Annotated in this window: 20 protein-coding genes; 11 read left to right on the forward strand and 9 right to left on the reverse strand. The window is 66.9% G+C overall.

Going from position 1 to position 25,403, the window contains the following annotated elements:
- Positions 1-3: 3 nt before the first annotated feature.
- Positions 4-1,182, reverse strand: coding sequence for an acetyl-CoA C-acetyltransferase (locus tag BMZ69_RS14230; protein ID WP_092157602.1), 1,179 nt, complete (start codon positions 1,180-1,182; stop codon positions 4-6).
- 247 nt (positions 1,183-1,429) lie between these two features.
- Between BMZ69_RS14230 and phaR the strand changes: the two genes are divergently transcribed.
- Entirely contained in the window at positions 1,430-2,005 is a 576-nt protein-coding gene (phaR, locus tag BMZ69_RS14235) for a polyhydroxyalkanoate synthesis repressor PhaR (RefSeq protein WP_092157604.1), read from the forward strand.
- Between the two features lie 69 nt (positions 2,006-2,074).
- On the opposite strand, the gene BMZ69_RS14240 is transcribed toward phaR, so the two are convergent.
- Positions 2,075-3,769, reverse strand: a complete 1,695-nt coding sequence (locus BMZ69_RS14240; protein ID WP_092157605.1) for an EAL domain-containing protein — start codon at positions 3,767-3,769, stop codon at positions 2,075-2,077.
- 165 nt (positions 3,770-3,934) lie between these two features.
- Here BMZ69_RS14240 and BMZ69_RS14245 point away from each other — a divergent pair, with 165 nt between their 5' ends.
- A complete protein-coding gene (locus BMZ69_RS14245) occupies positions 3,935-4,153 on the forward strand; it encodes a hypothetical protein (protein WP_092157607.1) in 219 nt (72 codons plus the stop codon).
- 5 nt (positions 4,154-4,158) lie between these two features.
- On the opposite strand, the gene BMZ69_RS14250 is transcribed toward BMZ69_RS14245, so the two are convergent.
- Both BMZ69_RS14250 and secA read right to left on the reverse strand, forming a co-directional pair.
- Positions 4,159-4,731, reverse strand: a complete 573-nt coding sequence (locus BMZ69_RS14250; RefSeq protein ID WP_092157609.1) for a hypothetical protein — start codon at positions 4,729-4,731, stop codon at positions 4,159-4,161.
- A 126-nt stretch (positions 4,732-4,857) separates the two neighbouring features.
- Positions 4,858-7,704 (reverse strand): preprotein translocase subunit SecA, encoded by a 2,847-nt coding sequence (gene secA / locus BMZ69_RS14255; RefSeq protein ID WP_092157611.1) that lies wholly within the window; start codon positions 7,702-7,704, stop codon positions 4,858-4,860.
- Positions 7,705-8,017: 313 nt separating this feature from the next.
- Between secA and BMZ69_RS14260 the strand changes: the two genes are divergently transcribed.
- From BMZ69_RS14260 to mutT, 5 genes are all read left to right on the forward strand, one after another.
- A complete protein-coding gene (locus BMZ69_RS14260; protein ID WP_244543376.1) occupies positions 8,018-8,842 on the forward strand; it encodes a peptidylprolyl isomerase in 825 nt (274 codons plus the stop codon).
- 130 nt (positions 8,843-8,972) lie between these two features.
- Positions 8,973-10,226, forward strand: coding sequence for a bifunctional glutamate N-acetyltransferase/amino-acid acetyltransferase ArgJ (gene argJ / locus BMZ69_RS14265; RefSeq protein WP_092157615.1), 1,254 nt, complete (start codon positions 8,973-8,975; stop codon positions 10,224-10,226).
- A complete protein-coding gene (locus BMZ69_RS14270) occupies positions 10,195-11,136 on the forward strand; it encodes a DMT family transporter (protein ID WP_092157617.1) in 942 nt (313 codons plus the stop codon). Before argJ ends, BMZ69_RS14270 begins: the two co-directional genes overlap by 32 nt.
- Positions 11,133-11,639 carry a carboxypeptidase regulatory-like domain-containing protein gene (locus tag BMZ69_RS14275; protein WP_139219054.1) on the forward strand — a complete coding sequence of 169 codons (507 nt, stop codon included), beginning with the start codon at positions 11,133-11,135 and terminating at the stop codon, positions 11,637-11,639. Before BMZ69_RS14270 ends, BMZ69_RS14275 begins: the two co-directional genes overlap by 4 nt.
- A 6-nt stretch (positions 11,640-11,645) precedes the next feature.
- The gene (gene mutT / locus BMZ69_RS14280; protein ID WP_092157621.1) at positions 11,646-12,050 is read left to right on the forward strand and encodes an 8-oxo-dGTP diphosphatase MutT; all 405 of its coding nucleotides are present in this window, start codon (positions 11,646-11,648) and stop codon (positions 12,048-12,050) included.
- A 131-nt stretch (positions 12,051-12,181) separates the two neighbouring features.
- Here mutT and BMZ69_RS14285 read toward each other — a convergent pair whose 3' ends face one another.
- The gene (locus BMZ69_RS14285; RefSeq protein WP_092157623.1) at positions 12,182-13,606 is read right to left on the reverse strand and encodes a glutamate synthase subunit beta; all 1,425 of its coding nucleotides are present in this window, start codon (positions 13,604-13,606) and stop codon (positions 12,182-12,184) included.
- A gap of 20 nt (positions 13,607-13,626) precedes the next feature.
- Complete coding sequence (gene gltB, locus BMZ69_RS14290) at positions 13,627-18,258, reverse strand: glutamate synthase large subunit (RefSeq protein ID WP_244543378.1); 4,632 nt, start codon at positions 18,256-18,258, stop codon at positions 13,627-13,629.
- 689 nt (positions 18,259-18,947) lie between these two features.
- Between gltB and BMZ69_RS14295 the strand changes: the two genes are divergently transcribed.
- Positions 18,948-20,006, forward strand: a complete 1,059-nt coding sequence (locus tag BMZ69_RS14295; RefSeq protein WP_092157625.1) for a threonine aldolase family protein — start codon at positions 18,948-18,950, stop codon at positions 20,004-20,006.
- Between the two features lie 102 nt (positions 20,007-20,108).
- Positions 20,109-20,921, forward strand: coding sequence for a hypothetical protein (locus BMZ69_RS14300; RefSeq protein WP_092157627.1), 813 nt, complete (start codon positions 20,109-20,111; stop codon positions 20,919-20,921).
- Between the two features lie 90 nt (positions 20,922-21,011).
- On the opposite strand, the gene BMZ69_RS14305 is transcribed toward BMZ69_RS14300, so the two are convergent.
- Positions 21,012-21,473: an Hsp20 family protein gene (locus BMZ69_RS14305; protein ID WP_092157629.1), complete on the reverse strand. Its 462-nt coding sequence runs from the start codon at positions 21,471-21,473 to the stop codon at positions 21,012-21,014.
- 177 nt (positions 21,474-21,650) lie between these two features.
- Between BMZ69_RS14305 and BMZ69_RS14310 the strand changes: the two genes are divergently transcribed.
- Complete coding sequence (locus BMZ69_RS14310; RefSeq protein ID WP_092157631.1) at positions 21,651-22,721, forward strand: alpha/beta fold hydrolase; 1,071 nt, start codon at positions 21,651-21,653, stop codon at positions 22,719-22,721.
- Here BMZ69_RS14310 and hisN read toward each other — a convergent pair.
- Positions 22,626-23,408 (reverse strand): histidinol-phosphatase, encoded by a 783-nt coding sequence (gene hisN / locus BMZ69_RS14315; RefSeq protein ID WP_092157633.1) that lies wholly within the window; start codon positions 23,406-23,408, stop codon positions 22,626-22,628. The two genes, BMZ69_RS14310 and hisN, sit on opposite strands and share 96 nt — an antisense overlap.
- 353 nt (positions 23,409-23,761) lie before the next feature.
- Entirely contained in the window at positions 23,762-24,682 is a 921-nt protein-coding gene (locus BMZ69_RS14320; RefSeq protein WP_092157874.1) for an N-formylglutamate amidohydrolase, read from the reverse strand.
- 288 nt (positions 24,683-24,970) lie between these two features.
- Between BMZ69_RS14320 and BMZ69_RS14325 the strand changes: the two genes are divergently transcribed.
- Positions 24,971-25,330, forward strand: coding sequence for a cell cycle two-component system response regulator CpdR (locus BMZ69_RS14325; RefSeq protein WP_038363805.1), 360 nt, complete (start codon positions 24,971-24,973; stop codon positions 25,328-25,330).
- Positions 25,331-25,403 lie beyond the last annotated feature (73 nt).

Consider the following 25,403-nt stretch of genomic DNA (forward strand, 5'->3'; position numbering starts at 1 on the left):
CGCTCAGCGCTCCACCGCCAGGGCGATGCCCATGCCGCCGCCGATGCAGAGCGTGGCGAGGCCCTTCTTGGCGTCTCGCTTGGCCATTTCGTGCAGCAGCGTCACCAGCACGCGCGCGCCGGAGGCGCCGATCGGATGGCCGATCGCGATCGCGCCGCCATTGACGTTGACGATCGCGGGATCCCAGCCCAGGTCCTTGTTCACCGCCAGCGCCTGCGCGGCGAAGGCTTCGTTGGCCTCGACGAGGTCGAGATCGCCGACCTTCCAGCCGGCCTTCTCCAGCGCCTTGCGGGTCGCCGGGATCGGGCCCGAGCCCATGATCGCCGGATCGACGCCGGCGGTCGCCCAGGAGGCGATGCGGGCGAGCGGGGTCAGGCCGCGCTTGCTCGCTTCCTTCGCCGTCATCAGCACCAGCGCGGCGGCGCCGTCATTGATGCCCGAGGCGTTGCCGGCGGTCACGGTGCCATCCTTCGAGAAGGCGGGCCGGAGCTTGGCCATCGCCTCCAGCGTCGCGCCGTCGCGGATGTATTCGTCGGTGTCGACGACGATGTCGCCCTTGCGCGTCGAGATCGTGATCGGAGCGATCTCGTCCTTGAAGCGACCGGCCTTGCGGGCAGCCTCGGCCTTGTTCTGCGAGCCGACGGCGAAGCTGTCCTGCTCCTCGCGGCTGATCTGCCATTTGGTCGCGACGTTCTCGGCCGTGGTGCCCATATGGTAGCCGTGGAAGATATCCCAGAGGCCGTCCTTGATCATGGTGTCGATGAACTTGACGTCGCCCATCTTGGTGCCGGCGCGCATGTGCGCGGCATGGGCCGAGAGCGACATCGATTCCTGGCCGCCGGCGACGATGATGTCGGCGTCGCCATTGGCGATCTGCTGCATGCCGATCGCCACCGCACGCAGGCCCGAGCCGCAGACCTGATTGAGGCCCCAGGCGGTGGCGCCTTGCGGCACGCCGGCATCGACCGCAGCCTTGCGCGCCGGGTTCTGCCCCTGCGCCGCCGTCAGGACCTGGCCGAGGATGACCTCGTCGACCTCGCCGGCATCGACCTTGGCGCGCTTCAGCACCTCCTTGATCACCGCGGAGCCGAGATCATGAGCCGGCGTATTGGCGAAGGCGCCGTTGAAGGCTCCGACCGCCGTGCGCGCGGCGCCGACGATCACGATGTCATTCTCAGCCATGGGCTCATCCTCCGGTTCTCTTCCGCCGGCCACAAGGCTGGCTTGTCCCGCCCACCTTCGAAGCGTGAAACGACGCCGTCAAGACGGCTAAGCGAGCAAGCTCATCTTCGAGGCAAACTCGGCGCGCTCGTGCCTCGCGCTTAAAAAACTTGCAGCAGGCGGCCGAAGGGTTATCGTTCCCCTCGGGACCGTTCTCCGGCCTTGCCCGATCCCTGAGGCTTGGCCGCAACTAGCCGCGTGGGTGTCGATGGCCAGCGACAAAGAACCGACTGTCATCAAGAAATACGCCAATCGCCGGCTATACCACACGGGTACGAGCTCCTACGTCACATTGGAGGATCTGGCCGGGCTGGTCCGCAAGGGCGAGGACTTCGTCGTCTACGACGCCAAGAGCGGCGAGGACATCACCCGCTCGGTGCTGGCCCAGATCATCTTCGAGGAAGAGAGCAAGGACGGGCAGAACCTCCTGCCGATCACCGTCCTGCGCCAGCTGATCCGTTTCTACGGCGACAGCATGCAGGCCCTGGTGCCGCGCTATCTCGAATTCTCGATGGAGAATTTGACGCAGGACCAGAACAAGTTCCGCGAGCAGATGAGCAAGGCCTTCGGCACCGGCGCGATCGACGCGCTCCAGGCCCAGACCCGCGCCAACATGGCGATGTTCACCGAGGCGTTCCGGCTGTTCAACCCGTTCGCGGCTGCAGCCGCCGCGAAGGGCCGTGGCGAAGCCCCGGCCCAGGGCGAGAGCGGCGAGCTCAGCGATCTCAAGCGCGAGCTCAACGAGATGCGCGAGCGGCTGGACAGACTGGCCAAGGACAAGTGAGGCGGTGACGTCGCTTCGATCGGCGGGCTTGCCGGCGGAGGATTCCGCCCGGCAGGCGCGGGCGGGATGTCAGGCTGTCGCGCGCAGTGGCGGCAGATCCCGCGCCTCGTCCGGCAGCGACAGCTCGGCCTTGCCGACCAGGTGCCCCTGCAGATAGGTCACGCCCCAGTCGCACAGCATCGAGGCCTGCAGCTCGTCGTCGACCCATTCGGCCACAGTTTCGACGCCGAGATGGTGAGCCAGCTCCAGCAGGGTGCGCACGAAGAAGCGATCGTCGGTCGAGCGCCGCAGATTCTGCGTGAAGGCGCCGTCGAGCTTGAGAATGTCGATCGGAAAGGCGCGCAGATGCCGGAGCGAGGTGTGGCCTGCGCCGAAATCGTCGATCGCGATGCGGGCGCCGCGCTGCTTGATCCGGGTCAGCAGTTTGGCCATTCGTTCGGGATCCGCGATCGTCGCCGTCTCGGTGACCTCGACGATAAGGCGCTTGGTCGCAGCCGGGTTCGCCCGGGCGCTCGCCTCAAACCCTTCGATCCAATCGGCTTCCGCCAGCGTGCGCGGCGAGACGTTGATCGACAGGATCGCCTCCGGCCGCTCCACCAGATGCGTCATGGCGAGCTCCAGCACGCGATGGTCGAACAAGCCGACCAGGCCTCGCCGTTCGAGCAGGGGCACCAGTTCGGCCGCGGCGAGGAAGCCGCCTTGCGGGCGCTCGACCCGCAACAGCGCCTCGTTGAACGCGAATGTACGGTCCTTCGCCGTCACCACCGGCTGGAAGGCCAGCCGCACCTTGCGCTCGTTGAGCGCGGCGACCGCTTCGAGATCGAGCCTCGGCGCGACGCCGCCGGCCTCGGCCGCGAGGGTCCGGCGCGCGATCACGGCATTGTCGAGCCCCGTCGCCTCGGCGCCGGCGAGCGCGTTCTCCGCCGCCTTGACCAGCATCGAGCCGTGGCGGGACAGATCGGGCGCGAGCGCGGCGCCGACACGTAGTCGCGTCAGCGCGATCCCGCGCGAGGTCTCGACCGCCGAGCGCGCCACCGCTTTGACGAAGCGCTGCGCCGCCGCCTCGATCTGGTTCGCCGGGCAGCCGGTGAGCAGGATGGCGAAGCGGTTGCCGGAATAGTGCATCAGCTGGTCGCGCCGGCGCATGACCGAATGCAGGCGCTGGCGGACCTCTTCGATGATCTCCTCGGTGCCTTCGTGGCCGAAATCGGCGTTGAGCCGCGACAGCTCCCCGATCGCCGCGATCAGCACGACGACGGGGCGCTCCGCCGGCAGATGCTCGGCCAGCAGCTCGTCGACGCGCTCGATCAGGGCATCGCGATCACAGAGGTCGTTGTCGGAGGATGCGAGTTCCTCGGGCCGCACGGCGCGCTCGAGCCGCAACACCCCGCGTGCCCGGGCTGGACGGCCATCGATGCCGGCGAACCAGCGTCCCGCATCCTCGATCCACATCTTGCGGCCAGCGAGATCGGCGGCATAGCGCGTCCGATAGACCGCGCCGTCGCCGACATCATGTCCGCCCGAGGAGAAGATCGCGTCGTAGCGGCTGCGGCCGCTGCCGGGCTCGACCAGTCCGGCGAAGGCGAGGCCCCGCTGCAGCACAGTCGCCGAGACCGGGCCCAGAACCTCGGCCACGTTCGGGCCCCAGTTCAGCGTGTCGCTGCCGATGTCCCAGCTATAGGCCACTTCGCCGATCGATGAGAGCAGGCTGCGCGGCTCGACGATTCTCTCGTCGCGGGAACCGAACAGGGACGGCGCAGACATGGTGCGGCTGCCTCGGACGACGGAGTGGGGAGCCGTCCCATTCTGGAGACGGCTTACAGAGAACTGTCCCGAAACGATGCGTGTGTCTGCGTGAATGAACGGTTAAGATCGGCACGCCGATTGCTGCGATCGCTCGTGAAACCCCTGGTTTTTCGGAGCGGGACGATGGCTGAGACAGAATCGACCGGTGCGGCCACCTCTACGGGTCGGGAGGAGACCATCTCCCGGGTGCCCGCGGCCTTTCTCGTCCAGCTGGCGGCAAGCCAGGTCGGGATCGGCCCCTTTGCAGAGCGCAACCGCGAGACGCCGTTCATCGGCGCCCGCCGCTACTACGAAGGATTGGCGCGCCGGGGGGTGCCTCGCCGGCTCCTGCGTTCGGCCTGAGCGCTTCAGGCCGGGCTGCTCGGCGCGGTCGGTTTCTCCGATTTGCCGGCAAGGGCGACGAGACGTGCCTGTTGGTCCGGATTCAGCAGCCGCAGCGGCAGGCCGATCGGTGCTCCGGCCTCCGGCCACAGCGACAGCAGGCCGTGACCGACCGTCGTCGAGCGGATCGCGGAGAACGGCATGAAGCCACGCATCGCACGGCTTCGCGTCCACAGGCCGGCCTGCGTGACAAGGACACGGCCACCACGCCATTCCGCCATGAAGTCGTCGAAAGCAGCCTGCTCCCGGCGCGCGGCAGAGAGACGAGCGGCGAGAGAGGGCGCCCAGAGGCCGAGCCAGAAGGCGGCGAAGGCCAGCATCGCGATCGTGCCGCCAGCACGCAGCTGCGACGCGCCGCTGGCGACGGCGAGCCCAGCGGCGAGCAGGGCGAGCACGCAGCCCAGGCCGATCAAGGCCGGCCAGCCTTCCCAGGCTGACGACGTCACCAGCGCCTGCCGCCGGCTGGATTCGAGCGCCTGATACTGCGCGAACTCCTCGAACGTGTAGTCGAGCCGGATCTCGAACGCTGCCTCAGTCACGGATGGTGGCTCCACAGCCTCGATCTCTCTTCGCAAGGATGCAGGCGACCAGGCTGGCCGCAAGAAAAAAGCTCCGGCGGTCGGCCGGAGCTTCTTGATCTGGTCGTCAGGGCCCGAAGACCAGCTTCAGACGAACTGGCCGTGGCAGTGCTTGAACTTCTTGCCGGAGCCACAGGGGCAGAGCTCGTTGCGGCCGACCTTGCCCCAGGTCGCAGGGTCGGCCGGGTCGCGCTCGGCGACGGCGAGATCGCCATCGGTCGCGGCGAATTGCGGCTGGTTGGCGAAGAAGCCGGCCGGCGGGGGCGGGAGGTTGTCACCGCCGCCCTGGTCGAAGGTCTGGCCGCCTTCCGGAGGCTGTTCGAAGCGGACCTCGACGCGCATCAGATTGCCGGTGACCTGCTCGCGCAAGCGCCCGATCAGCCCGTCGAACAGCTCGAAGGCTTCCTGCTTGTACTCGTTCAGCGGGTCGCGCTGGGCGTAGCCGCGCCAGCCGATGACCTGGCGCAGATGATCGAGGGTGACGAGGTGCTCGCGCCAGAGATGGTCGAGCGTCTGCAGCAGCACCTGCTTCTCGATATAGGTCATCACCTCTTCGGTGTTCCGCTCGATGCGCGCGGCGTAGTCGTCATCGGCGATCTTGCGGATGCGCTCGCGGAGCTCGGCGTCGGCGATACCCTCTTCCTTGGCCCAGTCCTCGATCGGCAGGTCGAGGTTGAGATAGGTGACGACGTCCTGCTTCAGGCCGGCGGCGTCCCACTGTTCGGGATAGGCATCCTCGGGGATGCGGCGGGAGACGGTGTCCTCGACGACGCCATGGCGCATATCGTCGATGGTCTCGCGCACGCTGGCCTCGCGCATGAAATCGCGACGCTGCTCGAACACGACCTTGCGCTGGTCGTTCATGACGTCGTCGTATTTCAGGATGTTCTTGCGGATGTCGAAGTTGCGGGCCTCGACCTTGCCCTGCGCCTTCTCGACCGCCTTGTTGATCCAGGGATGGACGATCGCCTCGTCCTCCTGCAGGCCGAGCTTCTGCAGCATGCCGTCCATTCGGTCGGAGCCGAAGATGCGCATCAGATCGTCCTGCAGCGACAGGAAGAACTTGGAGCGGCCGGGGTCGCCCTGGCGGCCGCCGCGGCCGCGCAGCTGGTTGTCGATGCGGCGGCTCTCATGGCGCTCGGTGCCGATGATGTAGAGACCGCCGGGGCGGGTCATGGTCTTGGCCGGGCGCGAGCCCTTGGCCGGCTCGAGCTCGATCGTCTCAGAAGCGTTCAGGACGATCTCCTTGAAGCGGGCGACCTCGGCCTCGATCTCCTTGATCTTGGCGTCCTTCTCCGGCCCGTCCGCCATGCCCGCGGTCTCGGCCGCGACGCGCATCTCGACATTGCCGCCGAGCTTGATGTCGGTGCCGCGCCCGGCCATGTTGGTGGCGATGGTGATCGCGCCAGGCACGCCGGCCTCGGCGACGATGAAGGCTTCCTGCTCGTGGAAGCGGGCGTTCAGCACGGCGAACTGCTTGCTGCTCTTGCCGGAGCGGGCCGAGGCGTAGAGCCGGTCGAGCGCATCGGGCTGCGAGAAGTCGATCTGCTTGAAGCCGGCGGCGACCAGCATCTCTGCGATCTGCTCGGATTTCTCGATCGAGGCGGTGCCGACCAGGACCGGCTGCAGGCGCTCGCTGGCGCGCTCCAGCTCCTTGATGATCGATTTCACCTTCTCGGGGAAGCTGCGATAGACCTCGTCGTCGTCGTCGATACGGGCGACCGGGACATTGGTCGGGATCTCGACCACTTCGAGCTTGTAGATCTGCTCGAACTCGTCGGCCTCGGTGCCGGCGGTGCCGGTCATGCCGGCGAGCTTCTTGTAGAGGCGGAAATAGTTCTGGAAGGTGATCGAGGCGAGCGTCGCGTTCTCGGGCTGGACGGTGACGCCTTCCTTGGCCTCGAGCGCCTGGTGCAGGCCTTCCGAATAGCGCCGGCCCGGCATCATGCGGCCGGTGAACTCGTCGATGATCACGACCTCGTCGTTGCGGACGATGTAGTCCTTGTCGCGCGTGAAGAGCGAGTGCGCACGTAGCGCCTGGTTGACGTGGTGGACGAGCGTGACATTGGCGGAATCGTAGAGATCGCCTTCCGTGAGCAGGCCGGCCTCGCGCAGCAGCTCCTCGATATGCTCGTTGCCGGCCTCGGTCAGGGCGACAGTGCGTTGCTTCTCGTCGACCTCGAAATCGGTCTTGATCAGCTTGGGCAGAACCTTGTCGATCGCGACATAGAGGTCCGACTTGTCGTCGAGCGGGCCGGAGATGATCAGCGGCGTGCGGGCTTCGTCGATCAGGATCGAGTCGACCTCGTCGACGATCGCAAAATGATGGCCGCGCTGGCTCATCTGCGCGACCTCGTACTTCATGTTGTCGCGCAGGTAGTCGAAGCCGAACTCGTTGTTGGTGCCGTAGGTGATGTCACAGGCGTAGGCGCGCTGGCGCTCCTCGTCGTCGAGGCCATGCACGATGATGCCGTAGGTGAGTCCGAGGAAATTGTAGATCTTGCCCATCCATTCGGCGTCGCGGCGGGCGAGGTAGTCGTTGACGGTGACGACATGGACGCCCTTGCCGGCGAGCGCGTTGAGATAGACCGGGAGCGTGGCGACCAGGGTCTTGCCTTCGCCGGTCTTCATCTCGGCGATAGCGCCCTCGTGCAGCACCATGCCGCCGATCAGCTGGACGTCGAAATGGCGCTGGCCGAGCGTGCGCTTGGCTGCTTCGCGCACGGTGGCGAAGGCCGGCACCAGGAGGTCGTCGAGCTTGGCGCCGTCGGCGAGTTGCTGCTTGAAGGTTTCGGTACGGGCGCGGAGAGCCTCGTCGGAGAGCTGGGAGACCTCGGCTTCGAGCGCGTTGATCGCGGCGACGCGGGGTTGGTAGCCCTTCACCCGCCGATCATTCGACGAGCCGAAGAGTTTCTTTGCAAGCGCGCCAAGCATGTCTGGCCTTTCAATGGCGATCCGGCCGGCGCGGATGGCGAGGCCGAAGCGGTACCTTAGAATTTCACGCGCGTGTTTAGACGGGCGCGGGCGCGTGGTCCAGCACGCGCTTGTCCGCGCCGATGTGGGGTCCGACGAGGCACCTTCCAAGAGGTCCGGGCGGCTGCGGCGGATTGAACCAGCCCAGCCGGCTCGCGTTGATGTGCGAGGCCTCGTCTTGCCAAGGCCGCGTTCTGCTGGCACTCAGCCGGCGAGATCGATCTTCGCGCCGTCCAGTTGAAAGGCCGCACCGATGTTGTCCTCCCGTCTCGCCATGCTGTCGCTTGGCTTCGCGCTCGCCGCCGTGCCGGCCTTCGCGCAGCAGGACAAGCCCGTCGCCAAGGTCGACGGCATCACCATTACCGAGGGCGACCTCAAGCTCGCCGAAGAAGACCTCGGCGAGCGCACCGCGCAGATGCCGGAGGAGCGCAAGCGCGAGGAGCTGATCAACTATCTGGTCGACCTCAAGCTCGGCGCCAAGACCGCTGCCGCCGCCAAGATCGGCGATGGGCCGGAATTCGCCAAGCGCCTCGCCTATAACCGCGACAAGCTGCTGCTCGACGAGTACCTGACGAGCGAAGCCAAGAAGGCGGCGACGCCGGAGGCGGCCAAGAAGCTGTTCGAGGACACCGTCAAGGCGATGAAGCCGGAGGAGGAGGTCCACGCCCGCCACATCTTGGTGCCGGAGGAGGCCCAGGCCAAGGCGGCGCTGGAGCGGGTGAAGAAGGGCGAGGACTTCGCCAAGGTCGCGGCCGAGCTCTCCAAGGATCCGGGCTCCGGCAAGGAGGGCGGCGATCTCGGCTGGTTCGCCAAGGACCGGATGGTGCCGGAATTCGCGGAAGCGGCCTTCAAGCTCGAGAAGGGCCAGCTCTCCGAGCCGGTGAAGAGCCAGTTCGGCTGGCACGTCATCAAGGTCGAGGACAAGCGCAGCAAGCCGCTGCCGAGCTTCGACGAGGTCAAGCCGCAGATCGACCAGTATCTGGTGCGCAAGGCACAGCAGGACATCATCGTCGCGCTGCGCGAGAAGGCCAAGGTCGAGCGCCTCGACAAGCCGGCCGCTCCGGCGACCCCGGTTCCGGCTGAGCCGAAGAAGCCCTGATCAGCCGCGATTTTCATCGGATCGTTGTGATGCGCCCGGGCCATGCCCGGGCGTTTGCTTTTGGAGGGGTTCCGACTCTTGTCTTCGTCCCGCGGCTGCGGCACATCGGGCCAACGATACGAGGAGGCGCATGATGGCCGGCAAGGATGTTCCCGTTTCTCCGCTCGCGCCGAAGCGCCAGCCCAAGGTTCCGGCCGTGCCGGGCGTGCGCTTCGCGACCGCCGAGGCCGGCATCCGCTATAAGGGCCGCACCGACGTGCTGCTCGTCCTGCTCGACGAGGGCTCGCAGGTCGCGGGCGTCTTCACCCGCTCGAAATGCCCGTCGGCCCCGGTCGACTGGTGCCGCGAGAATCTCGCGCAAGGAAAGGCGCGCGCCATCGTCGTCAATTCCGGCAACGCCAACGCCTTCACCGGCCTGAAGGGCCGTGATTCAGTGGCGCTGACCGCGAAGATCGCGGCCAAGGCCGCGGGCTGCAAGGCGGAGGAAATCTTCATCGCCTCGACCGGCGTGATCGGCGAGCCGCTCGACGCTACCAAGTTCGAGGGCGTGCTGGCCGATTGCGCGAAGCGCGCCGCCGACGGCCCCTGGTCGGATGCCGCCAAGGCGATCATGACCACAGACACCTTCCCGAAGGCGGTCTCGCGCAAAGCCAAGCTCGACGGGCATGAGGTCGTCATCGCCGGCATCGCCAAGGGCGCCGGCATGATCGCGCCCGACATGGCGACGATGCTCTCCTTCGTCTTCACCGATGCGCCGATTGCTGCGCCCGTGCTGCAGGCCTTGCTGTCGAAGGGCGTGAAGGGCTCGTTCAACGCGATCACGGTCGACAGCGACACCTCGACCTCCGACACGCTGATGCTGTTCTCGACGGGCAAGGCGAAAGCCCGAGGCGTGCCGGAGATCACCGACCCCGGCGATGCCCGCCTCTCCGGCTTCAAGCGGGCGCTGAACGCGCTGCTGCTGGAGCTCTCGCACCTGGTCTGCAAGGACGGCGAGGGCGCCCGCAAATTCGTCGAAGTCCGTGTCGTCGGGGCGCAATCGGCGCGCTCGGCCAAGAAGGTCGCGCTCTCGATCGCCAATTCGCCGCTGGTCAAGACTGCGGTCGCCGGTGAGGATGCCAATTGGGGCCGCATCGTCATGGCAGTCGGCAAGGCCGGCGAGCCGGCCGATCGCGACAGGCTCGACATATCCTTCGGCGCGATCAAGGTGGCGGAAGCCGGCGCGCGCGCCGCGTCCTATGACGAGCAGGCCGTCTCCGACTATATGAAGGGCGAGCACATCGTCGTCACCGCCGATCTCGGCCTCGGCCGCGGCAAGGCCACCGTCTGGACCTGCGACCTGACCAAGGCCTATGTCGAGATCAACGGCGACTACCGCTCCTGAGCTTTCGGGCCCGGTAGGCCCGAGCAAGGCGTTCATCGTCGGCAACCTCGCCGCCTGCTCCTTCCTCTGGGGGAGCAGCTATCTGTTCATCAAGCTGATGGCCGGCGAGGTCACGCCCTGGGCGATCGCGGCCGGGCGCGGCCTGCTTGGCGCGGCGACGCTCGCGCTCTTCGTTGCGGCGCGCGGCCAGAGCCCGCTGCCGCGTCGCCACGAGTTCCGGCACTGGCTCGTGCTTGGCACCTGCAATGGCTGGTTGCCGAATGTCCTCGTCGCCTATGCGCTGATCCAGCTCGCCAGCGGGCCGGCAGCGATGATCCAGGCAGCCGGGCCGCTGGTCACGGCGCTGTTCGCGCATCTCCTGTTCGCCGAAGAGCGCCTGACCCGGCGTCGCCTCGCCGGCGTCCTCGTCGGCATGGCCGGGGTCGCCATCCTGATCGGGCCGCGCCTGGTCGAGGGCGGCGGCTCGGCGCTCAGCGTCTTCGCCATGGTCGGCGCGATGCTGTCCTATGCCTGCGCCAATCTCTACACGCGCGTGGTGCCGCAAAAGGCCGGCGATCCGATCCGGCTCGCGCTCGGCCAGCAGATGGTCTCCGGCTCCAGCGCGCTGCTGCTGACGCTGATCTTCGCAGGCGGGGCGGCGCTCGCGGCGCTGGCGCCGCATTGGCAGGCCGTGCTGGCGCTCGGCGTGTTCGCGACGGCGCTGCCAGTGACCTTCTTCATGCGATTGATCCGCGCCGCCGGGCCGACGCGTGCGGCGATGACCGGTTATCTCGTGCCGGCGGTCGCTGCCGTCATGGGTGTGCTCGTGCTCGGCGAAACGCTGGAGTTGCGGCAAATCATCGGTGGTTGCATCATCCTCGCAGGCGTCTTCCTGGTCTCGACGGCGCCTGCGGGGGGACGAGCCAGATGACAAGAATCGCATGCGTGCTGGGCCTCGCGGCCCTGCTGGGTGCCTGTGTGCAGGGACCGGTGACGACGTCATCCTTCTCGGCGGAGGAGGCGGCCTTCATCCGCAAAGCCGGAACCGGGGTCATCGTCGGCCATGCCTTCCGGACGCGCTCAAAGGGGCAGGTGGTCAATGCCGCAGGCGAGGTCGTCAGGCTGATCCCGGCGACCGCCTATGCCCGCGAGCGTTTCACGAGCGTCTTCGGTAGGGCCAAGTTCCTGCCGCACTGGCGCTATCCGAACGAGCAGGTCGATCCGCGCTATGCCGAGTTGACCCGCACCACCAAGACGACGGCGCGCGGGCAGTTCAGCTTCGACAAGGTCGCGCCCGGCACCTATTTCGTCTCGACCCAGGTGATCTGGGGCGAGGAAGACCAGGTTTTCCGCGAGGGCGGCACGGTCTATGACGAGGTTACGCTGACCGGCAAGGAAACCGAGCCGGTCGAGGTCATCCTCTCGGGACATTAGCCTTTCGTGAAACTGCTGCTCGTCGTCGCCTGCGCGCTGATCGATTCCGACAATCGCGTGCTCGTCACCCAACGTCCCGAAGGCAAGTCGCTCGCGGGCCTCTGGGAGTTTCCCGGCGGCAAGCTGGAGGCCGGCGAGCGGCCGGAGCCGGCGCTGATCCGCGAGCTTTCCGAGGAGCTCGGCATCGAGGTGAAGGAGGCCTGCCTCGCGCCGCTGACCTTCGCCAGCTACGCCTATCCCGACTTCCACCTCCTGATGCCGCTCTATATCTGCCGGCGCTGGGAGGGGACGGTGATGTCACGCGAAGGGCAGGCGCTGAAATGGGTGCGTCCCGGCAGATTGCGCGATCTCGCCATGCCGCCTGCCGACGAACCGCTGATCCCGCCGCTGGTGGATTTGCTCGGCGCCTAGGAAAGGCCGTCATTCTCGGGCGGAGCGAAGCGCAGACCCGAGAATCTCATGACGAGAAGGCGCAGACCGGAGGCTCTTCCGGCCAGAGATGCTCGGGGCAAGCCCGAGCATGACGCGCATTGGCCCGCCGCTCAGCGCGGCAGGATGGTCTCGCCCATCAGGTGCTTGTCGATCGCATGGGCCATCTGGCGGCCCTCGCGGATCGCCCAGACCACCAGCGACTGGCCGCGGCGCATGTCGCCGGCAGCGAAGACCTTCTCGACCGAGGTCTTGTAGGCCAGCATGTTGGCCTCGACATTGCCGCGGCCGTCGAGCTTGACGCCGAGCTTGGCGAGAAGCCCGTCATGCACCGGCGAGACGAAGCCCATGGCGAGCAGGACGAGATCGGCCTTGAGCTGGAACTCGCTGCCCTCGATCGGCTTGAAGCTGGCGTCGACCTTGGCGCAGTGCAGCGTCTTCACCTTGCCGTTCTCGCCGGTGAACTTGACCGTGCCGACGGCGAAGTCGCGCTCGGCGCCTTCCTCATGGCTGGAGGATGTCCGCAGCTTCAGCGGCCAGTTCGGCCAGGTCAGCTGCTTGTTCTCCTTCTCCGGCGGCTGCGGCATGATCTCGAGCTGGGTGACTGAGAGCGCGCCCTGGCGGACGGAGGTGCCGATGCAGTCGGAGCCGGTGTCGCCGCCGCCGATGACGACGACATGCTTGCCGCCGGCGAGGATCGGCCGGGCATTGCCGGTCGTGTCCGGTTCGCCGCCATTGCGGCGGTTCTGCTGCGGCAGGAAGTCCATGGCGAACTGGACGCCGTCGAGGTCGCGGCCCTCGATCGGCAGGTCGCGCGGCTTCTCGGCGCCGCCGGTCAGGCCGACCGCGTCGTATTGCGACAGCAGCTCCTGCGGGTCGACGTCGATGCCGACATTGACGCCGTAATGGAAGACGACGCCTTCGGCCTCCATCTGGGCGACGCGCCGGTCGACATGCGACTTCTCCATCTTGAAGTCGGGGATGCCGTAGCGCAGCAGGCCGCCGGCGCGGCCCTGGCGCTCATAGACATGGACCTCGTGGCCGACGCGCGCGAGCTGCTGGGCAGCGGCGAGGCCGGCCGGGCCCGAGCCGATGATGGCGATCTTCCTGCCTGTCTTGACCTCGGACGGCTCGGGCTTGATCCAGCCTTCCTGCCAGCCCTTGTCGACGATCGCGCATTCGATCGACTTGATCGTGACCGGGGTGTCCTCGAGATTCAGCGTGCACGACGCCTCGCACGGGGCGGGGCAGACGCGGCCGGTGAACTCCGGGAAGTTGTTGGTCGAGTGGAGGTTGGTCAGCGCCTCCTGCCACTTGTCATTGTAGACGAGGTCGTTCCAGTCCGGGATCTGGTTGTTGACCGGGCAGCCATTGTGACAATACGGGATGCCGCAGTTCATGCAGCGCGCCGCCTGGTCACGGGTCGCCTCCCGGCCGAGCGGGATCACGAATTCCTTGTAGTTCCTGATCCGGTCCGAGGCCGGAAGATACTTCCGGTCGCGGCGGTCGATCTCGAGAAAACCGGTTACCTTGCCCATCGTCTCATCCGCCTGTTCGATTACTCGGCCGCGACCGAGACGCCGGCCTGGGCCCGCTCGATTTCCATGAGGGCCCGCCGGTACTCGACCGGCATGACCTTGACGAATTTGGGCAGGTACTCCGCCCAGTTCTCCAGGATCGCCTGCGCCCGCGCCGACCCGGTGTATTTCAGGTGGTTGGCGATGAGCTGGTGCAGGCGCTCGGCGTCGTAGCCGGACATGTTGGCCATGACGTCGATGCGGCCCTTGAACTCGAGGTCGCCGCCATGGTGGTAGAGGCGCTGGGTCAGCTCCTCCTCCTCCGGCACCGGCTCGAGATCGACCATTGAGAGGTTGCAGCGCTTGGCGAAGCTCTTGTCCTCGTCGAGCACATAGGCGATGCCGCCCGACATGCCGGCCGCGAAGTTGCGCCCGGTCTGGCCGAGCACGACGACGACGCCGCCGGTCATGTATTCGCAGCCATGGTCGCCGGTGCCCTCGACCACCGCGATCGCACCGGAGTTGCGCACGGCGAAGCGCTCGCCGGCGACACCGCGGAAGTAGCATTCGCCGGAGATCGCGCCGTAGAGCACGGTGTTGCCGACGATGATCGCCTCTTCGGCAAGCGCGCGTGACTTCGGATCAGGACGGATGATCAGCTTGCCGCCCGACAGGCCCTTGCCGACATAGTCGTTGGCCTGGCCGGTGAGGTCGAGCGTCAGGCCGCCGGCGACCCAGGCGCCGAAGCTCTGGCCGGCGGTGCCGGTGAGCTTCACCGTGATCGTGTCCTCGGGCAGGCCGATCGAACCGTGGCGCTTGGCGATCTCGCCCGAGAGCATCGCCCCGGTCGAGCGGTCGACATTGCGGATCGTGCTCTCGATCACCACCGGGGCGCCAGTGTCGAGCGAGGCGCCGGCCTTGGCGATCAGGGTGCGGTCGAGCACCGACTCGATCGGGTGGACCTGGCGCTCGACATTGCGGATGGCGACGCCCTTGCCCGGCTCCGGCTTATGGAAGATGCGGGCGAAATCGAGCCCCTTGGCCTTCCAGTGGTCGATGGCTTCCTTCTTGTCGAGCCAGTCGGAGCGGCCGACGAGCTCGTCGAAGCTCTTCACGCCCATCTGCGCCATGATCTCGCGCACGTCCTCGGCGAGGAAGAAGAAGAAGTTGATGACGTGCTCGGGCTGGCCCTTGAAGCGCTTGCGCAGCACCGGGTCCTGGGTGGCGACGCCGACCGGGCAGGTGTTGAGATGGCACTTGCGCATCATGATGCAGCCGGCGGCGATCAGCGGCGCCGTAGCGAAGCCGAACTCGTCGGCGCCGAGCAGCGCGCCGACGACGATGTCGCGGCCGGTGCGCAGGCCGCCGTCGACCTGCAGCGCGATGCGGCCGCGCAGCTTGTTCATCACCAGGATCTGGTGGGTCTCGGCGAGGCCAATCTCCCAGGGCGATCCCGCATGCTTGATCGAGGTCAGCGGCGAAGCGCCGGTGCCGCCCTCATAGCCGGCGATGGTGATGTGGTCGGCGCGCGCCTTGGCGACGCCGGCGGCGACCGTGCCGACGCCGAGCTCGGAGACGAGCTTGACCGACACGTCCGCGGCCGGGTTGACGTTCTTCAGGTCGAAGATCAACTGGGCGAGATCCTCGATCGAATAGATGTCGTGATGCGGCGGCGGCGAGATCAGGCCGACGCCCGGGGTCGAGTGCCGGACCTTGGCGATGCGGGCATCGACCTTGTGGCCGGGCAGCTGGCCACCCTCGCCGGGCTTGGCACCCTGCGAGACCTTGATCTGCATCATCTGCGAGTTGACGAGGTATTCGGTGGTGACGCCGAAGCGGCCCGAGGCGACCTGCTTGATCGCCGAGCGCATCGAGCGGCCATCCGGCAGCGGCTTGAAGCGCTCCGGCTCCTCGCCGCCCTCGCCGGTGTTCGACTTGCCGCCGATCGCGTTCATGGCGAGGGCCAGCGTCGAATGCGCCTCATGGCTGATCGAGCCGAAGGACATGGCACCCGTGGAGAAGCGCTTGACGATCGAGGTCGCGCTCTCGACCTCGTCGAGCGGGATCGGCTGGCGGCCGAGCTCGTCGGCCATCTTGACGTGGAACAGGCCGCGAATGGTCGAGAGCTTCTCGCTCTGGTCGTTGACCAGCTCGGAATAGGCCTTGAACTTGTCGCGGGCATTGCCACGCACGGCGTGCTGGAGCAGCGCGATGTTCTCCGGCGTCCAGGCATGCGCCTCGCCGCGCAGGCGGAAGGCGTATTCGCCGCCGATGTCGAGCGCATCGCGATAGATCGGCGAGCCGCCGAAGGCGTCGCGATGGCGGCGCACGCTCTCCTCGGCGATCTCGGCGAGACCGACGCCCTCGATCGAGGAGATCGTGCCGGTGAAGTACTTGTCGATGAACTCGGTGCGCAGGCCGACCGCGTCGAAGATCTGGGCCCCGCAATAGGACTGGTAGGTCGAGATGCCCATCTTGGACATGACCTTGAGCAGGCCCTTGCCGACCGACTTGATGAAGCGCTTGACCACCTCGTAGCGGTCGACTTCCGGCGGGAATTCGCCGGCCTCGTACAGCGCTTCCAGAGTCTCGAAAGCGAGATAGGGGTTGATCGCCTCGGCGCCGAAGCCGGCGAGCAAGGCAAAATGATGGATCTCGCGTGGCTCGCCGGACTCGACGACGAGGCCGACCGAGGTGCGCAGGCCCTTGCGGATCAGGTGATGATGGACCGCCGCCGTCGCCAGCAGCGCCGGGATCGGGATGCGGTCCGGCCCGACCTGCCGGTCGGAGAGGATGATGATGTTGTAGCCGCCATGGACGGCCGCCTCGGCGCGCTCGCACAGGCGCTCGATCGCGCCTTCCATGCCGGCCGCGCCCTCGCGCGTCGGGTAGGTGATGTCGAGCGTCTTGGTGTCGAAGCGATCCTCGTAGTGGCCGATGCAGCGGATCTTCTCGAGATCGTCATTGGTCAGGATCGGCTGACGCACTTCCAGGCGCTTGCGGCGCGAGGTGCCTTCGAGGTCGAGGATGTTCGGCCGCGGCCCGATGAAGGAGAGGAGGCTCATCACGAGCTCCTCGCGGATCGGGTCGATCGCCGGGTTGGTGACCTGGGCGAAGTTCTGCTTGAAATAGGTGTAGAGCAGCTTCGACTTCGAGGAGAGTGCCGAGATCGGCGTATCCGTGCCCATCGAGCCGACGGCTTCCTGGCCGGTCACCGCCATCGGCGCCATCAGGATCTTGGTGTCTTCCTGGCTGTAGCCGAAGGATTGCTGGCGATCGAGCAAGGCGACGTCGGTGCGCGAGGCGCGTGCCTCGACCGGCGGCAGGTCTTCCAGCACGATCTGGGTGCGCTTCAGCCAGTCCTTGTAGGGATTGGCGAGGCAGAGCGTGCTCTTGATCTCGTCATCGCCGATGATGCGGCCCTCTTCGAGGTCGATCAGCAGCATCTTGCCGGGCTGGAGCCGCCACTTCTGGACGATCTTCTCTTCCGGGATCGGCAGCACGCCGAACTCCGAGGCGAGCACGACGAGACCGTCGTCGGTGACGAGATAGCGCGCGGGGCGCAGGCCGTTGCGGTCGAGCGTCGCGCCGATCTGGCGGCCATCGGTGAAGGCGATCGCAGCGGGGCCGTCCCACGGCTCCATCAGCGCGGCGTGGTATTCGTAGAAGGCGCGCCGGCTCTCATCCATCAGCGGGTTGCCGGCCCAGGCCTCCGGCACCAGCATCATCATGGCGTGGGCGAGCGAATAGCCGCCCTGGACCAGGAATTCGAGGGCGTTGTCGAAACAGGCGGTGTCGGACTGGCCCTCATAGGAGATCGGCCAGAGCTTGGAGATATCGGCGCCGAAGAGCTCGGAATCGACCGAGGCCTGGCGGGCGGCCATCCAGTTGACGTTGCCGCGCAGCGTGTTGATCTCGCCGTTATGGGCAACCATCCGGTAGGGGTGGGCGAGGCGCCAGGACGGGAAGGTGTTGGTGGCGAAGCGCTGGTGGACGAGGGCAAGCGCGCTCTCGAAGCGCTCGTCGGTAAGGTCCTTGAAATAGGCGCCGAGCTGGGTAACCAGCACCATGCCCTTGTAGACGATGGTGCGGCAGGAGAACGAGACCGGATAATAGGTCGCGGTCGCCCGGTCATGGCGCTTGTAGACCTTGTTCGAGACCGACTTTCTGAGGACATAGACCCGGCGCTCGAACTCATCCTCGCTGACGAGCCCGGCCGGACGGCCGACGAAGATCTGGCGATGGCAGGGCTCGGTCTCCTTGACGGCCTCGCCGAGATCGCTGTTGTCGACCGGCACGTCGCGCCAGCCGAGGAAGATCAGACCTTCCTCCTCGACCGTCTGGGCGACGATCTCCTCGCAGACGGCGCGGTTCTCGGCCTCCTGCGGCATGAAGAACTGACCGATGGCGTAGTGGCCGGGCTCGGGCAGGTCGATGCCGATCCCTGCGCATTCTTCCTTGAAGAAGCGATGCGGGATCTGGGTGAGGATGCCGCAGCCATCGCCGAGCTTGGGATCGGCGCCGACGGCGCCGCGATGGTCGATATTGTGCAGGATCTGCAGGCCCTGCGCGACGATCGCGTGGCTCTTGCGGTTCTTCATGTCGGCGATGAAACCGACGCCGCAGGAATCCTTCTCATAGGACGGATCGTAGAGACCCTGGCGCTCCGGCATGGCGGGGTCGCGCACTGCGGGGAAACGCTCGAAAGCGGCCGTCGTCGTGGTGGCGGCTTTAGCAGTGGTGTTGGCCATCGCGCTCGCCTTCCTGCCTTCGCTCATCGTCGCCTCCGCCCGCATCGGTCCCGCAGCATCGGCGCGAGAACCAGCCAAAGTCCACCGCCGCTCCGGCTTCCACCTTGGCGAGCAAGGATCGGGCCGGTCCGGCTTTATTCTCGGTTTGCGAAGGTTGCTTGCGCCGGTCTGGTCTTGCGCCCGCGTCCTCCGCAGGCGCCTCGGGCGTTAAGCCCTGCCGCGCCTGGTCACGCCGCCGTTTTGCCGGCGGCGCGCGTCGTACGGTTGGCTTTGGCTTTATTCGCCGTACCTCCCGTCATGGTCCGCTCCATCCGCCAGCGCCGGGGCCTCGGCGAGGCCCACTCTGAAAATGGGACAGCATAGCTGTCCTATTGCCTTGACCTTGCCAGAATTCCAATCTGGGCACAAGCGGCGATTTTGCACTGCGGCGACATTTTATTGCTATCTGCATAGGTGTCTCGACATTTTCGCATCGCGCGGGCCCGCGAGCCAAGCCGGAAGTTGTCGATCGCGGGAATCAGGGCTGCTCTGCGTCGCGACCGATTGCGCCGCGGCAGGAGGCTGCTTATCCGTCGCACTCCCCGCAGCAGCCCGCCGGATACGAGCCTGCCATGAATTTCGTCAGCGACAATCTGGCCGGGGCGAGCGCGCCGGTGATGCAGGCGATGGCGGCGGCCAATGACGGATTCGCTGCAGCCTATGGCAACGACGCCTGGACGAAGCGGGTCGAGGCCCTGTTTGCCGAGTTGTTCGAGCGCGAGGTCGCGGTCTTTCTCGTCACCACCGGCACGGCGGCGAATTCACTGGCGCTGGCGAGCCTGGTCCAGCCCTGGGGGGCGGTGCTCTGCCATCACGAGGCGCATATCGCGGCCGATGAATGCGGCGCGCCGGAATTCTTCACCGGTGGGGCCAAGATCGTCGGCCTGTCCGGAGATGGCTGCAAGCTTGCTCCGGAGGTCGTCACTGAACAGCTCGCACGCATGCGGGCGGGCGCCACACATCAGGTGCAGCCGCAGATGCTGTCGATCACGCAGGCAACCGAGTGCGGGCTGGTCTACCGGCCGGACGAGATCGCGGCGCTGAAGCAGGCGATCGCGTCGCGCGGGCTGAAGCTGCACATGGATGGCGCCCGCTTCGCCAATGCGGTCGCGGCGCTCGGTTGCGCGCCCGCCGAGATCACCTGGAGAGCGGGCGTCGACGTGCTGTCCTTCGGCGGCACCAAAAACGGTGCCTTCGCCGCGGAAGCGGTGATCGTCTTCGATCCGGCCGATGCGGGTGAGATGCCCTGGCGGCGCAAGCGGGCCGGGCACACTTTGTCCAAGGGTCGGCTGATCGGGGCACAGTTCGAGGGGGTGCTGGCCGGCGGCCACTGGCTCGACCTCGCCCGCCACGCCAATGCGATGGCCGCGCGTCTCGCTGCTGCTGTCGAAGCAGCAGGCAGGCTCCGTTTGGCCTGGGCCTGCGAGGCGAACGAGGTCTTCCTGGTACTGCCGCCGCAGGCGCAAGCGGCACTGGCGGCGCATGGCGTGCAGTACATCGTCTGGTCGGGCGAAGCCTTGCCGGACCGGGAGCGCCTGCAGCCCGGCGAGGTGGTCGGCCGCTTCGTCTGCTCCTTCGCGACGCAAGCAGAAGAGGTCGACCGGCTCGCGGCTGCGCTGGCCGGCGCCTGAACGTCGAAGAACGCCTGTTTCGCAGCGGAATCACGCCGCAAGCGCGCCGCAATCCTTACCGAGAACTGAAGGCTGCGAATTTCGTCTGACAGAGGACAGACCATGGCAGTCTTCGTTTCGCCCGTCGTGCCGCGCCCGTTCCGGCGCCGGCTGGCCGGTCTCACCGTCCTGGCCGTCATGGCCGGCGCGAGCGGCCCGGCCCTGGCGCAGCTCGATGATTATGGCGGTGGCTATGCCCGTTACGGCTATGGCTACGATTATGATGACGGCTACGGCTATGGCCGTCGCTACGAATACGTGCCTGCCCGGCCTGCGCCGATCCCGCCGCGTGCGGTAGAACGGATCGCCTTGCAGGAATTCGGCCTGCGCGAGGTGCAGCGCACGGTGCGCACCCGCTCGGCCATCGTCGTCGATGGCCTGGCGGCGAACGGATCGCGGGTGCGGCTGGTCATAGACCGCTTCAACGGCGAGCTGATCGACCGGATCGTGCTGCAGCCGCCGCCGCGAACCGTCAGGCTCGACCCGCGCGAGGAGGAGCGCCCCGCGCCGAAAAAGCTGACGCCGCGTCCGCCGGAGCGTCCGGCCGCGCTGAAGCCGGCGCAGCCGCCGGCCGAGGCGAGCGCGCCGGCGACAGTTGCGCCACCGTCACCGGCAGCCCCGAAGCCCGATGCTGCTCCGGCGAAGCCGACTGCGGTGCCGGCCGTCGCGCCGAAGGACATCGGCAAGCCGAAGCTGGTCAATCCGCAGGATGTCCGCGGAGCGGACGAGCCCGATCGTCCGCCACCGCTGGCAAGGGCGCATCCGAGCGGCATTCCGACGCCGGACACGACCCTGCCGCCGGTTCAGATCGAGGAGATGAAGACGGCGCAGCCAAAGCCGGAAACTCCGATCGCGCCGGTCAACCCGCCGAACTGAGCTCGCGCAACCACGCATGAAAGGAGCCTTCCCGGTTTCCCGGGAAGGCTCTCATGTTTCAGGCTGGCGATGTTGCCGTTCAGGCGAGAGTTACGCGGCCTTACGGGCTTCGATCACCTTGGCGCCCTGCGCGCCGATCGGGATCAGCCGGGGCTTCTTGGCCTCGGGGATCTCGCGGACGAGATCGATGTGGAGCAAACCGTGCTCGAGGCTGGCGCCGGTGACCTGGACGTAGTCGGCGAGCTGGAAGCGGCGCTCGAAGGCGCGGGCGGCGATGCCCTGGTGTAGGACCTCGCGCTTGTCGGCGTCATCGGCGGCTTTCTTCTCGCCGCGGACGGTCAGCGCGTTCTCCTTGCTCTCGATCGAGAGGTCGGATTCACCGAAACCGGCGACCGCGATCGAGATACGATAGGCGTTCTCGGCGGTGCGCTCGATATTGTAGGGCGGATAGCTCGGGGCGTTGTCGACGCTGGTGGCCTGGTCGAGCAACGAGAACAGGCGGTCGAAGCCGACGGTCGAGCGATAGAGCGGGGAAAGATCGTAGGAACGCATGATTGTCCTCCAAGGGAAGCGACATTCGTGTCAGCCCGCCTCGTCATGAGCGCGGGCCAGGTCTCGGTTCGCACAGCCGCTTGGCGGCCTGCGCAATAATGATCTGGGTGGCATTTCCGGCTTTTCAAGAGCCGCGCCCGACGGGCATAACGGAGCGATGAGTCAGCCGGAGCGCCGATGACGCAGGCCGAGTTCTTCCATCAGCCGGACTATCCGGTGCCCGGCCACGGCAAGGTCTGGTCTGCTCAGACCGGCGATGGCGCGCGGCTACGTATGGCGAGCTGGCGCCCGAGCGTACGGCGGGAGAATGGCACGATCCTCCTCGCCCAGGGGCGCGCCGAGTTCATCGAGCGCTACAGCGAGACGATCGCTGAGCTGCGCCGCCGCGGCTTTCATGTCCTGACCTTCGACTGGCGCGGGCAGGGCGGCTCGCAGCGCTTCACCGGCCGGCAGCGCAAGGGCCATGTCGGCCGTCTCGTGCATTACGAGCGCGACCTGGCCCTGGTCATGGCGCAGTTGCAGGAGCGCTTTCCGCCGCCCTATTTCGCCCTGGCGCATTCGATGGGTGCGGCGCTCTGCCTCGACGCCGCCAGGCGCGCGGCGCTGCCGGTGGAGCGGCTGGTCGCGATCGCGCCGATGCTCGGCATCAGCATGATCGAGAATCCGCGCGGCGCGCGCTGGCTGGCGCGGGTGCTGTACTGGCTCGGCTTCGGCAAGGCTTTCGTGCCCGGCGGCGGCGACACCGCGATCGGCACCAAGCCGTTCGAGGGCAACCGGCTGAGCTCCGACCCCGTCCGCTATGCCCGCAACGCGGCCTTGTCCGCCGCGGCGCGCGAGCTCGCGATCGGCGATCCCAGCGTCGGCTGGGTCCATGCCGCCTTCCAGCTGATGGACCGGCTGGCGCAGCCGCGCGCGCCGCTCGAAGTGCGCGTGCCGACATTGATCATCGCCGCGGGGCAGGACCCCGTCGTGTCGACGCCGGCGATCGAGCGCTTCGCGGCGCGGCTCAAGACCGGCTCGGCCCTGGTGCTGCCGGCGGCGCGCCACGAGATCCTGATGGAAACCGATGCGATCCGGGCGCAGTTTTGGGCCGCCTTCGACGCCTTCGTCCCCGGCGAGGAGTTGCCGGTTGAGCAGGCTGCGGCGCCGGCTTCAGCCGTTGAGCAAAGCGAGCGCAGCCTGGTGCAGGGTCTTGTTGCCGGCGGCGAGGATGGTGCCGCCCTGGGCGGCGCTGCCGCCGTCCCATGAGGTGACGATGCCGCCGGCGCCCTCGATGATCGGGATCAGCGCGACGATGTCATAGGCCTTCAGCCCGCTCTCGATGACGAGATCGACATGGCCGGCGGCGAGCATGCAATAGGCATAGCAGTCACAGCCATAGCGGGCCATGCGCACGGCGCTCTCGACGCGCTGATAGGCGAGCTTCTGCCCATCCGCGAAGAGATGCGGGCTCGTCGTCATCAGCGTCGCCTCGGCGAGATCGGTCACCTGCCGCGTATGCAGCGTGCGCGGGCCGTTCGGCCCCTCGTAGCGCGCCACGCGGCCGTCGCCGGAGAAGCGCTCGCCGGTGAAAGGCTGGTTCATCATGCCGTAGACCGGCACGCCGTTGCGGGTCAGCCCGATCAGCGTGCCCCAGACGGGGATGCCGGAGATGAAGGCGCGGGTGCCGTCGATCGGATCGAGCACCCAGACATAATCGGCGTCGGCATTCTCAGAGCCGAACTCCTCGCCGAGGATGCCATGGGCCGGAAAGGTGCGCCTGATCAGGTTGCGCATCACGTCCTCGCCGGCGCGATCACCTTCGGTGACCGGGTCGAAGACGCCGCCGCCGGACTTGTCCTCGGCGGTATGCCGGGCACGGAAGAAGGGCAGGATCGCCTGGCCCGAGAGGGTAGCCAGCTTGGAGACGAACTCCGTGAAATCGACCGCGCTCATCCAGGCTTCCCTCGGCTCTCGTCCAGTTGCCGCCTTCATGCTGTGCGGCGGGCGGGATGACAAGCGTTGCAAGGCGGGACTGGTCAGGTCAGGACAGTTCAGCTCCATTCAGTTCTGCGATACTGGGCGACAGGCGACAAAAATTGTTCATGCCATGCAAATTTTGCATGGCCGGATTTGCGTTTGGGCTTGCTTTTTTGCGGCGCAATGAGTTATTGTGCACTGCGAAGGGGAGATTGCTTCAAACCTTCGTTGCCCTCCTTGGGCGTTTCCTCCCTAGACTTGGGCCGCCACGAAAGTGCGCGGCCCTCTTTCTTTTGTAGCCGGGGGCAATTGGCGGCCTCTGGCCGTCCTTACTCCGCTGCCTGGCGCCAGTCGTCGCTCCAGCCGCTCCAGCGCGCGAAACATTCGGCCATTGCGGCACTGATCACCTGTTGAACAGCGACAAAGCCGCTGCTCGGCTCCAGTGTCGCCTCGTTCATGTAGAGGCCGCGGCTGATCTCGATCTGCAGCGCATGCACGCCGGAGCCGGGGGCGCCGTAATGCTCGGTGATGAAGCCGCCGGCATAGGGGCGGTTACGGGTCACGGTGAGGCCGGCGCGCGCGAAGGCTGCTTCTGCTGCATCGACCACGAAGCTCGCAGCGCTGGTGCCGAAACGGTCGCCGAGGATGATGTCGGCCTTGGCGATGCCGTCGCGATCGAGCCCGGTCGATGGCATGGAATGGGCATCGACCAGAATGCAACTGCCGAAGCTGGCCTGTGTGCGATTCACCAGATGACGCAGCGCGGCATGGTAGGGCCGGTAGAGCTCCTCGATCCGGGTCAGCGCGCTCTCGACCGGGATGCGGCCCGGATAGATCTCATAGGCTTCGCCAACGATGCGTGGGATCGTGCCGAGCCCGCCGGCGACGCGCAGCGAGCGGGTATTGGCGAAGCCGGGCAGGCGGCCGTCGAACATGCGCGGATCGAGTTCGTAGGGCTCGCGATTGGCATCGAGAAAAGCGCGCGGGAATTCGGCGACGAGCAGGGGGGCGCCGAGCGCGACCGCATGCGAGAACAACAGATCGACATAGGCGTCTTCCGAGCGGCGCAAAGCCCGCAGCGGCAGGCGCGAACCCTCGACGAAGGCGCGAGGATAGCTCCGCCCGGCATGAGGGACATCGACGACGACCGGAACGACCTGCAAGGCGGGCTGATGGAGTGTGAACGGCCGTTCGATCTCGGCGATCACATCGTCGGGGCGCGGGAGGGAGAAACCGGTTGTCAGCGTCATATCGCCGAACTCAAGCACAAAGCGGGTCCCGGTTGAAGGGCCTGACCTTTCGTCATTCGGCTAGCCGGGCTTCACTGGTTGTTTACCGTAATGTCGCCAAATAGAACTGGCTGATCCGTCCGGCTGTGTGCGAGCGCTGAGTTCGCGCGCGCCGGGCTGGACCAGCGTAGCCCGGGATGGCAGGGACGGCCACCCCGTACGAGGGACGACGAGGCGAGCGAATCGGCTTCCGGCCAGGCGGGCGGGTGGCGTGGGCTCGGCGCAACATCACGGACGAAGCAAGGCGCCATGACGAAGATTCTCCTGGCCGAAGACGACAACGACATGCGCCGCTTCCTGGTGAAGGCGCTGCAGAATGCGGGCTATGACGTCGCCTCGTTCGACAACGGGCTGTCGGCCTATAACCGGCTGCGCGAGGAGCCGTTCGAATTGCTCCTGACCGACATCGTCATGCCGGAAATGGATGGGATCGAGCTGGCGCGCCGCGCCACCGAGCTCGATCCCGACATCAAGGTGATGTTCATCACCGGGTTCGCGGCGGTGGCGCTCAATCCGGATTCGCAGACGCCGAAGGACGCAAAGGTGCTGTCGAAGCCCTTCCATCTGCGCGAACTGGTCAACGAGGTCGAGAAGCTGCTGGCGGCCTGACGGCTTGGTCGTCGCCTTCTGCACGGAAAGCCGACGAAGCGCCTTGCAAGGCGCGCAAGCCTCCGCTATAGCC

This window comes from Allobosea sp. CRIB-10 (assembly GCF_900112185.1).
Taxonomy (GTDB): Bacteria; Pseudomonadota; Alphaproteobacteria; order Rhizobiales; family Beijerinckiaceae; genus Allobosea.

Bases quoted from the DNA above. Each gene is read 5' to 3' on its own strand.
- BMZ69_RS14275 (WP_139219054.1), top strand. From the start codon at position 11,133: ATGACAAGAATCGCATGCGTGCTGGGCCTCGCGGCCCTGCTGGGTGCC.
- BMZ69_RS14230 (WP_092157602.1), bottom strand. From the start codon at position 1,182: ATGGCTGAGAATGACATCGTGATCGTCGGCGCCGCGCGCACGGCGGTC.
- BMZ69_RS14285 (WP_092157623.1), bottom strand. From the start codon at position 13,606: ATGGGCAAGGTAACCGGTTTTCTCGAGATCGACCGCCGCGACCGGAAG.
- BMZ69_RS14320 (WP_092157874.1), bottom strand. From the start codon at position 24,682: ATGACGCTGACAACCGGTTTCTCCCTCCCGCGCCCCGACGATGTGATC.
- gltB (WP_244543378.1), bottom strand. From the start codon at position 18,258: ATGCCGGAGCGCCAGGGTCTCTACGATCCGTCCTATGAGAAGGATTCC.
- argJ (WP_092157615.1), top strand. From the start codon at position 8,973: ATGATGGCCGGCAAGGATGTTCCCGTTTCTCCGCTCGCGCCGAAGCGC.
- hisN (WP_092157633.1), bottom strand. From the start codon at position 23,408: ATGAGCGCGGTCGATTTCACGGAGTTCGTCTCCAAGCTGGCTACCCTC.
- BMZ69_RS14270 (WP_092157617.1), top strand. From the start codon at position 10,195: ATGTCGAGATCAACGGCGACTACCGCTCCTGAGCTTTCGGGCCCGGTA.
- BMZ69_RS14260 (WP_244543376.1), top strand. From the start codon at position 8,018: ATGCTGTCGCTTGGCTTCGCGCTCGCCGCCGTGCCGGCCTTCGCGCAG.
- BMZ69_RS14240 (WP_092157605.1), bottom strand. From the start codon at position 3,769: ATGTCTGCGCCGTCCCTGTTCGGTTCCCGCGACGAGAGAATCGTCGAG.
- BMZ69_RS14305 (WP_092157629.1), bottom strand. From the start codon at position 21,473: ATGCGTTCCTACGATCTTTCCCCGCTCTATCGCTCGACCGTCGGCTTC.
- BMZ69_RS14295 (WP_092157625.1), top strand. From the start codon at position 18,948: ATGAATTTCGTCAGCGACAATCTGGCCGGGGCGAGCGCGCCGGTGATG.
- BMZ69_RS14310 (WP_092157631.1), top strand. From the start codon at position 21,651: ATGACGCAGGCCGAGTTCTTCCATCAGCCGGACTATCCGGTGCCCGGC.
- secA (WP_092157611.1), bottom strand. From the start codon at position 7,704: ATGCTTGGCGCGCTTGCAAAGAAACTCTTCGGCTCGTCGAATGATCGG.
- BMZ69_RS14245 (WP_092157607.1), top strand. From the start codon at position 3,935: ATGGCTGAGACAGAATCGACCGGTGCGGCCACCTCTACGGGTCGGGAG.
- BMZ69_RS14325 (WP_038363805.1), top strand. From the start codon at position 24,971: ATGACGAAGATTCTCCTGGCCGAAGACGACAACGACATGCGCCGCTTC.
- phaR (WP_092157604.1), top strand. From the start codon at position 1,430: ATGGCCAGCGACAAAGAACCGACTGTCATCAAGAAATACGCCAATCGC.
- BMZ69_RS14300 (WP_092157627.1), top strand. From the start codon at position 20,109: ATGGCAGTCTTCGTTTCGCCCGTCGTGCCGCGCCCGTTCCGGCGCCGG.